Here is a 9,854-nt window from a genome sequence, read left to right on the forward strand (position 1 = left end):
AGTGGGCGAGTCGCACCGCCGCGTACGTCGTCCCGGCGGTGCGACTCGCCCACTGGACCGCGCGGCAGCTGACCGGCCGTACCGCCTGGTGGTGGATCCCGCCCGCCTGCACCCTGTGGGTGCTCCCGGCCCTGGCCGTCCCCGCCTGGCACCTCGCGGGACTCGGGCTCTACGTGGTGGCGCTGCCCCCGGCCCTGGCGGTGCACGTCACCGTCGTACGGGCCCGGGCGGGCCGGCCCGTCCAGCCCTGCGCGGCGATCCTCTCGTGGGGCGCGCTGGCCGTCGGGTGCGTGGTGATCGGCGGCGGGGCGGTCGTGGCGGTGGGGTGAGGACCGGAAGGGGCCAGGTGGCTCCGCCGGTTGTGAAGCCGCGTGGTGGCTCGGCCGGTTGTGGAGCGGGGTGGCTCCGCCGGTCGTGAAGCGGTGGGGTGGCTCCGCCGGTCGTGAAGCCGCGTTGTGGCTTGGCCGGTTGTTGAACCGCAGGGTGTTTCACCCTGCCGTGAAGCCGCCGAAGTGGCCGCGGTGGAACAGCAGGGGCGCGCTCGACGCCTCGTCCGCGTCGGCGGTGCCCAGCGCCTCCACCCGGCCCACCACGATCAGATGGTCACCTCCGGGGTGCACGGCGTGGATCGCGCAGTCGATCCAGGCGGCGGCGCCGGCGAGGCGTGGCGAACCGGTGACGGGGGCCGGGTCGTGGGCGACACCGGCGAACTTGTCCGCGCCGCTCACCGCGAAGCGTCGGCACAACTCGCCCTGGTCCGCGCCGAGTACGTTCACGCAGAAGACGCCCGCGCGGGCGATCCGGGGCCAGGTCGTCGACGTACGGCCGACCATGAAGACGACGAGGGGCGGGTCGAGCGAGAGCGAGGAGAAGGACTGGCAGGCGAATCCGGCGGGGCGGAGCGCCGGCCCTGACCCCGGAGTGGTGTCGGGTGCCGGTGGGGCGGTGATGACCGTCACGCCCGTCGCGAAGCTGCCCAGGACGCGGCGGAACTCGGCCTGGTCGACCGGCATCCGCTCGCCCTCGCGGACACAGCGCAGCTCGGGGCGGGGCAGTGCTTCGACCGGGCGTGTGGGCGAGGTCGCCCGCGCCCGGTCGGACCGTAGATATCGGACGGCGGCCGCCGCCATTCCCGCATGTCCCATCACAGCCCCATTGAAACTGACGGACCGTCAGAAGTGAAGGGCCGCAACGGCCGCCATGTCGGTGCCGGTGCCGGTGCCGGTGCCCGTGCCGGTGCCCGTGCCGGTGCCCGTGCCGGTGCCCGTGCCGGTGCCGGTGCCGGTGCCGGTGCCCGTGCCGGTGCCCGTGCCGGTGCCCGTGCCGGTGCCCGTGCCGGTGCCCGTGCCCGTGCCCGTGCCCGTGCCGGTGCCGGTGCCGGCGGGGGGCGAGGCGGGGGTGGTGTCGGCGGGCAGGTGGCCGCGCGTCGCCTGCGGTGCCGGTGCCCGTGCCGGTGGCGGTGCCGGTGGCGTGTGCGGGGCGCTCCGAGTCGCCCGCCGTGTGCCGGTCGCTCCGGCGGTGATCGGTCCGTCGTCTTCCCCGGCGCGGCGGCCGTCTTCGTCGGGAGGTGGGGCGCGGGCTGAACTCAGCGGCCCTCGAAGCGCGGCGCGCGGCGTTCGACGAAGCTCGCCACGCCCTCCTGGGCGTCCGCCGTCGTCATGTTGATCTCCTGGGCGGCGGCCTCGGCGGCGAAGGCGGTGGCGCGGTCGGTGTCGAGGGAGGCGTTGACCAGGTGCTTGGTCAGCGCCAGGGCGCGGGTGGGGCCGGCGGCGAGGCGCTCGGCCCACGCGCGGGCCGTCTTCTCCAGGTCGGCGGTGGGGACGACCCGGTTGACCAGGCCGAGCCGTTCCGCGTCGGCGGCGGACAGGGCGTCGCCGAAGAACATCAGCTCCTTCGCGCGCTGCGGCCCGATCAGCCGGGGCAGGAGGTAGGTGCCGCCGCCGTCGGGGACGAGTCCGCGGCGGACGAACACCTCGATGAAACGGGCCTCCTCGGCCGCCAGGACCAGATCGCAGGCGAGGGCGAGATGCGCGCCGATACCGGCCGCCGTGCCGTTCACCGCCGCCAGCACCGGCTTCTCGCAGTCGAGGACGGCCGCGACGAGCCGCTGGGCGCCGAGGCGGATGGTGCGGGCCACGTCACCGGCGACCCGTTCGGCGGGGCGGGCCGCCCCGCCGCGCAGGTCGGCGCCTGCGCAGAACCCGCGGCCCGTCGCGGTGATCACGACCGCTCGCACGTCGGGATCCGCGGAGGCGTCCGAGAGCAGCTGGACGAGGCGGTCGCGCTGGTCGGGGGTGAGGGCGTTCATCGCCTCGGGGCGGTTGAGCGTGATCCACGAGACCGCGTTGTCAGTGGCGTGCAGTATCAATGAGTCACGGGACTTTTCCGGACTTTCGAGGGGGGAAGCGGACATGTGGATGCTCCATCTGTTACGGGTCGTGATGGCCTTGTCCGGTGTGGTGGGGTGGCGTTCAGCGGCACACCGCCAGTGCGTCCAGGGCCACGGCGCCCTGCCCCCTCGGCAGCACCATCAGCGGATTGATGTCCAGCTCCGCGATCTCGTCCCCCAGCTCCAGCGCCATCCGCTGCACCCGGAGCACGACCTCCACGAGCGCGTCGACATCGGCCGGGGGCGCCCCGCGGACCCCGTCCAGCAGGGCCCGGCCGCGCAGTTCGTCGAGCATGGCGCGCGCCTGGTCCTCCCCGAAGGGCGGCACGCGTACGGCCGCGTCGCGGAGCACCTCGACGAGGACCCCGCCGAGCCCGACCGTCACCGTCGGCCCGAAGAGGTCGTCGTGCGTGACCCCCACGACCATCTCCACGCCCCGCTCGACCATCTGGCAGACGAGCACCCCGTCGAGCGACACGTCCTCGTAGCGGGCGATGTCGGTGAGTTCGCGATAGGCGTCACGGATCTGGCTCGCGGAGGTCAGCCCGATCTTGACCAGGCCGAGTTCGGTCTTGTGGGCGATCCGCGCTCCGGACGCCTTCATCACCACCGGGTAGCCGACGAGGCTCGCCGCGCGCACGGCCGCCGCCGCGCTCGTCACCAACTGCTCGCGCGGCACCCGTATCCCGTAGGCGCGCAGCAGTTGCTTGGCCGCGTGCTCGCTCAGCTGCTGCCCCGGCCGCATCAGCGCCCGGGCCTTGCGGAAGGAGGGCGACGGGGAGCGCGGTGCCTCGTCGAAGGGAGAACGGTAGGCGGTGGTGAAGCGGGCGTGGTCGAGGTGGGCGCGGACGGCGGTGATGCAGTTGGCGAAGGTGCGGAAGGTCGCCACCTTCGACGACCCGAGCAGCGTCTGGCGGTAGGCGTCCTCGGTGCCGACCGGCGACCCCCACACCACGCACACCAGCTTGTCGGTGCGTTCGGCGGCGTCCACCAGGTCCTGGGCGAGCTTGTCGCTCATCGGCGGGAAGGGGCCGGTGATGGGGCAGATCAGCACGCCGACCGCCGGGTCGTCGAGGATCGCGTCGAGGATGCGAGGGCCGCGCCAGTCGCCCACCGGGTGCCCGCCGTTGTCGACCGGGTTGGCCACGTTCAGATAGTCGGGGATCCACTGGTGCAGTTCGGCCTGCTTGGCCTCCGACAGCGTCGGCAGACGCAGCCCTGCCTCCGTCGCCAGGTCCGCGAAGTGCGCGCCCGTGCCGCCCGAGATCGAATAGACGACGACACCGTCGGCCACCGGACGTGACGCGGCCTCGGCACGCGGTCGCCGGGCACGGGCCAACAGGGTCGCCGTGTCCTGGAGTTCGTCCAGACCGTCCACGCGGATCACGCCGTACTGCCGCATGGCCGCGTCGACCACCGAGTCCGCGCCGGTCAGTTTGCCGGTGTGGGTGGCGGCCGTGCGGGCCCCGGCCTCGGTGCGACCGACCTTCACGGCCACGACGGGCACCCCGCGCCGGGCGGCCCGGTCGGCGGCGAGGAGGAAGGAGCGGCCGTCCTTGAGGCCCTCGATGTAGCAGGCGATGGCGCCCACCTCGGGGCGCTCGGCGAAGTAGGAGATGAAGTCGGCGGTCTCCAGATCGGCCTCGTTGCCGGTGGGGGCCCAGTGGGAGAGGCGGATGCCGAGTTCCTGGAGGGAGAAGACCGGGCGGCCCTGGTGGCCGGACTGGGTGATCAGCGCGATCGCGGGGCCGTCCAGGTCGTCACGGAAGCGTTCGAAGGCGTTGAGGTTGGTGTTCGGGCCGAGCAGCCGCAGACCTTCCGAGCGGGCGACGGCGGCGGCCAGCCGCTGTTGGGCGAGGGCGCCCTCCTCGCCGGTCTCCGCGAACCCGGAGGCGAAGGCGACGGCGAACTTCACCTTGCCCTCGGCGAGTTCGTCGATCAGCGGGAGGGGGTCGGAGACGAGCAGCACGGCGAGGTCGACCTGTTCGGGCAGGTCGGCGACGGAAGGGGAGCAGGGGATGCCGAAGACGGACGGACGCGTGGGGTGCACCGGGTGCAGCCGGGCGCCGACCCGTTCGGCCCAGGCGAGCAACTGCCGGGTGATCCCGGTGTTGGGTCGGCCCTCCGCGTCCGAGGCGCCCACCACGGCCACGGACTCGGGGCGGAAGAACCGGTCCAGATCGGGGACGGCGGCGTACAGCGGGCGCCCGCTGACGTCCAGGTCGCCGGCCTCGGCGGGTCTGCCGTGCACGATCTGCTGGGGGGTCTCGCCGCAGGCGATGGCCCGGGCCCGGCGGGAGTCGGTGGTGAGGGTGCCGTGGGTTGATCCAAGCATCGGTCCGCCCGCTCCTGTGTGACAGCCAATTCACTGAGGTGACGCGGTCACGTACCACTCATCCAACTGACACAGCGTCAGATTTCAGATTACTGAACTGACGCTGCGTCAGGAATGGGTGTGCGGGCAAAGTTACGCGGCGGTACGGGGAGTTGTACCCGCCGGCGGCGTCCGTCAGACGTATACGGCGGCGGTCGGCTTCGACGGTCGGCCGGTTTGGACGGTCGGCCGGTTTGGACGGTACGGTCCTGCGCTGGACGGAGAACATCCCCGCCGCCGGTGTCCGGCGGGGCCCCGGTGTGCCGGGGCGACCGTGTGCCCGATCTGGAGGCCTACGGGCTGTTCACAGGTCGTCCCACGCGTCGAGCAGGACGTCAGCCACCGCCCCATCTGGGCCGGCCGCCGGGCCACGGAGAGACTGCTCGGTCCAGATCACCTTGCCCCGCGGCATGTAGCGGGTGCCCCAGCGCTGGGTGAACTGGGCGACGAGGAACAGGCCACGTCCGCCCTCATCGGTCGTGGCCGCCCGACGCATGTGCGGCGAGGTACTGCTGAAATCAGAGACCTCGCAGATCAGATGCTCGTCGTCGCGCAGCAGCCGCAGCCGGATCGGGGCGGCACCGTAGCGAACGGCGTTGGTGACCAGTTCGCTGATGACCAGCTCGGTGGCGAACCCCAGCTCCCCGAGCCCCCACTCCTGGAGCCGCTGTGCGGCGTTGGCCCGGATACCGGCGACGGCTGCGGGGTCGGCGGGCACATCCCAGTCGGTGACCTGCGAGGACTTCAGCAGGCGAGGCCGGGCGACCAACAGGGCGATGTCGTCGTGCGGCTGGTCGGGAAGGATGGCGTCGACGTCCCTGCATGTCTCTTCGGGTGTCCGGCCGGGGTGTGCCAGCGCCTCGCGCAGCGTCTCCTGCCCGGTGTCGATGCCTCGCTGCCGATCCTTGATCAGGCCGTCGGTGTACAGCACGAGCCGGGAGCCTTCGGCCAGGCGGAACTCGGCGGTCTCGAAGGGCAAGCCGCTGTTGAGCCCGAGAGGCGGCGAGACGGGCACCCGCAGGTACTCCACGGTGCCGTCGGGGTACACCACGGCGGGGTCGGGATGGCCGGAGCGGGCCACCGAGCACACCCCGGAGACCGGGTCGTAGATCGCGTAGAGGCAGGTGGCCCCCAGGAGCCCCCTGCCGTCCGGCTCCACGGTCTCGTCGCTGCTCTGCGCGGCCAGTTCGTCGAGGCAACCGAGAAGCTCGTCCGGGGGGAGATCGAGCGAGGAGAAGTTGCGTACGGCGGTCCGCAGGCGCCCCATGGTCGCGGCGGCGTGCAGGCCGTGGCCGACGACGTCGCCGACGACCAGGGCGACCCGGGCGCTGGGCAGGGGGATGACGTCGAACCAGTCGCCCCCGACTCCCTCAAGGGCGGGCAGGTAGCGGTGGGCGGTCTCCACGGCGGAGTGGTCGGGCAGGGAGTGCGGCAGCATGCTGCGCTGGAGGGCCTCGGCGAGGGTGTGTTCGCGGGTGTCGGCAGGCAGGTCCAGCAGCTGTTGCCCACTGTCGGCCAGTAGCAGCCGTCCGTCACCGCCGACGATGAGGACCCCCTCGCGCACCGCGTGGAGCACCGCGTCATGGTGCTCATACATCCGCGTCAGCTCCCGCGCGTCCAGACCGCGCGTCTGGCGCTTCAGCCGGCGCGAGACCAGCGCGGTACCCCCTGCGGCGAGGAGGAGTACACCGCCGGTGAGTGCGAACAGGCGCGGGAGCTGGCCCCGGAACACGTCACTGACGCTGTCGACCGTGACCCCGACCGCCACGAAGCCCACGATCCTCGTGCCCGCGGCATCGTAGACGGGAACGGTGGAATCCACGCTGAGGCCTAGGCTCCCCTCGAACGTGCGGGTGAAGGGCCGGTCAAGGGCGGCGCCCTCGCGCTGGGTGTAGATGTGCTTGTCGATCATGCGCGGGTCGGGATGGGTCCACCGGTACCCCTCCGGGTCGAACGCGACGACGTAATCGACGCCTGATTCCTTGCGCACCGCTTCCGCCCTTGGTTGCAGGACGGAGCTGGGGTCGGCGGACTGCATGGCCGCCCGCGTGCCGGGGGCGTGCGCGAAACTCGTGGCGACGCCCTTGGTCAACTGCCGGGCGTCGCGCATGATCGCGTGCTGCGTCTGCAGGACAAGGGTGATGCTCGCCGTCGCGGCCAGCAGGAGAATGATCACGAATTGCAGCAGGAAGACCTGGCGCGCGACGCTGCGGACCCGCAGCAGGGCGCGAGCCTTCCGGAAGACTACGTGCGAGCCCACTCCTGCCACCGTTTGGTCACTTCATCCATGTTCTCCAGCCACCACTCCGTGTCCAGGTCGAAACCGACGAAGAGGTTGCCGGGGGAGCTGGGCAGGTCCGCCGCGATGGACCGGGGCACGTACGCGTAGGCGGCGGGTGTGACAGGACCTGTGATGAAGGCCTCGGCGTACCGGGCCTGTACCTGCGGGCGCAGTGCGTAGTCGATGAGCCGGTATGCGTCATCCGGGTTTCCAGAGCCCTTGGGAATCCCGTACCCGTTCGCCCGCCTGCGCGCACTGTTCCACTCGTACCTGATGGGGGCTCCGTGCCTGACCCGGTCCTCCAGGCGGCCCTGCCAGCCGCTGGTGGCCGTGACCTCTCTGCGGACCAAGAGCGCACCGGGCTCGTCGCCGCTGTTCCAGAACGTGCGGACGGAGTCCTTGATGAGATCCAGCGACTTGAAAGCGCGATCGACGTCCAGCGGGTACAGCTTGTCCATGGGGACACCGTCCGCCAGCAGCGCGAACTCCAGTTCGGGCAGGTCGAACGAGCTCTGGAGCGAGCGCGGACCGGGGAACGCCTTGGTGTCCCAGAAGTCCGCCCAGGACTCGGGCCTTCTCCCGCCGAAGGCGTCGGCGTGGTACCCCATGACGCTGGCCCAGTAGGACTTCCCTACGCCGTACGACGTCAGCAGGAAGTCGGCGATGCCCACATCCTTCGCGTTCTTCAGGCGGTCGTAGTCGATCTCCTGGGAGGCGTCGTTCTGCTGGAACCACTCCAGGACATGCATGTCGATGTCCATGACATCGAACCGCGGGTCGCCCCGCTTGATCTGGTCCAGCATCTGGCCGTGCAGGAAGTGCACGGTCTCGACCCGGATGCCGGTCTCCTCGGTGAAGGGCGCGTAGATCGACCTTCTCAGGGCCGCGCCGTGGGAACCGCCGCTGTCGCGGACGATCAACACCCCAGCCCGCTCGCTCTCCCTGGCGCGGCGTTTCCCCTCGGTGCCCGTCCCGCACCCGGCGAGGTGGCCCGCAGCCGCGCCCACCGTGACGGCACCGGCCCCCTTCAGGACCGTCCGGCGACTCACCGCAGGCATCATGGCGGGATCCTCACACCCTCACATGTACCTAGGGGTATCTGGTCCCGCAACTCGAACCCAGGCGGCGAGGGCCGTCACCTGGACAGCGCTCGTGTGTGCCGCACGGCGACGCCCTGGCCCGATCACGCCCTGCCGGAGCAGCCGGCCGGCGCTAGCGTGGCGGCGAGCAGGACGGCGGCGGTGGTGTGGCGCATGGTCCCCCCCGCGCGGACGTACGCGTTCAAGGTGCGGATCGACAGCGCGACACCCGGCACGACCGGAGCGGTGAGTGTCCACCCGGTGTCCGGGCCGTTCGCGTTCGACCCGGACACGTCCGACAGCGCGGCGGTGCCGGCGGTGCCGGCGGTGAACTGACTCGGTGCCCCTTCAGCGCGCGGCGCGTACCTGCACGGTGACCGCGTCGCGCGTGGCGACGCCTCCGGTGTGGGCGACGGCCTTCGCGATCTTCTCGGCGTCGAGGGCGAGTTCGCGGAACATGCCGCTGATGGGGTTGGTGAAGCCGGTGAAGTACAGACCGGGGGCGTTCCGCGGGGAGCGCGCGCCGTGCACGACCGGCTTGCCGCGGCCGTCCAGGACGTCGAGATGGCCGAGCAGGCCCTCCAGGGACCGGCGGTAGCCGGTGGCGGCGATCACGGCGTCGGTTTCGACGTGCGAGCCGTCGGCGAGGACGACCTTGCCGTCCTCGAACTTCTCCACCGCGGCGACGATCTCCACCTTGCCCTTGCGGACGGCGTCGATGATGCCGACGTCCTGGACGGGGATGGAGCCCTCGTTGACCCGCGAGTACAGGCCGGAGGTGGGGCGGGGCAGCCCGTGCGCGGACAGGTCGGGCACGCTGAGCCGGGCCATCGGCTTGGCGATCCGGTCCACCAGGGCGACCGGGAGCCGCCGCACGAGGACGGCGCTGTACTGGGCGGCCCAGCCGGCCGTGGAGCGGCGCACGATGTGCGGGGCTGTCCGCACCGCGAGTCGTACCCGCTTCGCCCCGCCCTCGACGAGGTCGACGGCGATCTCGGCGCCGGTGTTGCCGATACCGACGACGAGGACGTCACGGCCGGCGTAGGGCTCGGGGTTGCGGTACGCGGAGGCGTGCGACAGCTCGCCGGTGAAGGTGTCGCGGCCGGGCCAGTCCGGGATGTTCGGCGTGTGGTTGTAGCCGGTGGCGACGACGACCGCGCCGGCGGTCAGCTCACGGCCGCCGGTGGCGCGCAGCAGCCAGGTTCCGTCGGGGTTCCGCTCCACGCGGGTGACCTCGACGCCGGTCACGATCTCCAGCGCGTGGACCTCGGCGTACTTCTCCAGGTAGCGCACGACGTTGTCCCGCGCCACCCACCGGCCGAAGCGGCGCGGCATCGGCAGGCCGGGCAGCGCCGACAGCCGCCGGGTGGTGTGCAGGCGCAGCCGGTCGTAGTGGCGCCGCCAGGACGCGCCGACCGCGTCCGACTTCTCCAGTACGACGGCCCGTATCCCCCGGGCGCGCAGCGCGTGGGCGGCGGCCAGCCCGCCGGGACCGCCACCGATCACATAGACCGGGTGGTCGGAGACGGGCGTCGCGGATGCTGTGGAGTCGGCCATGTGCCGAGCGTATTCACGTCCCTCATTGATGGGTCTCGGTCAAGACCGGAATTGGTTGCGGATTGATCACGGCTGAGGAGGAGTGCGTGAGGTCTGTGGCGTAGGTCTCCCGGAATATGGCGGGTACGTGGTGTGGGTGGGGGTGACGGGGAGCCCCGGCGTGCGGTGTGAGTG

Annotated in this window: 6 protein-coding genes and 3 pseudogenes; 2 read left to right on the forward strand and 7 right to left on the reverse strand. The window is 71.9% G+C overall.

What is annotated here, in order from left to right:
• Nucleotides 1-329 (forward strand): annotated as a pseudogene (locus AOK15_RS18135) (hypothetical protein); the annotation flags it as partial.
• A gap of 159 nt (nt 330-488) precedes the next feature.
• On the opposite strand, the gene AOK15_RS18140 reads toward AOK15_RS18135, so the two are convergent.
• The 6 genes and pseudogenes from AOK15_RS18140 to AOK15_RS18160 form a co-directional block, all read right to left on the reverse strand.
• Nucleotides 489-1,145: a flavin reductase family protein gene (locus AOK15_RS18140; RefSeq protein WP_185093688.1), complete on the reverse strand. Its 657-nt coding sequence runs from the start codon at nt 1,143-1,145 to the stop codon at nt 489-491.
• A 440-nt stretch (nt 1,146-1,585) separates the two neighbouring features.
• Entirely contained in the window at nt 1,586-2,413 is an 828-nt protein-coding gene (locus AOK15_RS18145) for an enoyl-CoA hydratase/isomerase family protein (RefSeq protein WP_055518034.1), read from the reverse strand.
• A 58-nt stretch (nt 2,414-2,471) separates the two neighbouring features.
• Entirely contained in the window at nt 2,472-4,724 is a 2,253-nt protein-coding gene (locus AOK15_RS18150) for an acetate--CoA ligase family protein (protein ID WP_055518037.1), read from the reverse strand.
• A 343-nt stretch (nt 4,725-5,067) separates the two neighbouring features.
• Nucleotides 5,068-6,240 (reverse strand): annotated as a pseudogene (locus tag AOK15_RS49010) (ATP-binding SpoIIE family protein phosphatase); the annotation flags it as partial.
• Between the two features lie 252 nt (nt 6,241-6,492).
• Nucleotides 6,493-7,032: pseudogene (locus AOK15_RS49015) on the reverse strand (histidine kinase); the annotation flags it as partial.
• Complete coding sequence (locus AOK15_RS18160) at nt 7,008-8,102, reverse strand: polyamine ABC transporter substrate-binding protein (protein WP_240508484.1); 1,095 nt, start codon at nt 8,100-8,102, stop codon at nt 7,008-7,010. The gene AOK15_RS18160 and the pseudogene AOK15_RS49015, both read right to left, overlap by 25 nt.
• Nucleotides 8,103-8,297: 195 nt before the next feature.
• Between AOK15_RS18160 and AOK15_RS45650 the strand changes: the two genes are divergently transcribed.
• Complete coding sequence (locus AOK15_RS45650) at nt 8,298-8,459, forward strand: hypothetical protein (protein WP_167738829.1); 162 nt, start codon at nt 8,298-8,300, stop codon at nt 8,457-8,459.
• Between the two features lie 12 nt (nt 8,460-8,471).
• On the opposite strand, the gene AOK15_RS18165 is transcribed toward AOK15_RS45650, so the two are convergent.
• Nucleotides 8,472-9,680 carry a flavin-containing monooxygenase gene (locus tag AOK15_RS18165; RefSeq protein ID WP_055518041.1) on the reverse strand — a complete coding sequence of 403 codons (1,209 nt, stop codon included), beginning with the start codon at nt 9,678-9,680 and terminating at the stop codon, nt 8,472-8,474.
• Nucleotides 9,681-9,854: the final 174 nt, after the last annotated feature.

The organism is Streptomyces ossamyceticus (genome assembly GCF_001418475.1).
In the GTDB taxonomy this organism is placed as follows: domain Bacteria; phylum Actinomycetota; class Actinomycetes; order Streptomycetales; family Streptomycetaceae; genus Streptomyces; species Streptomyces ossamyceticus.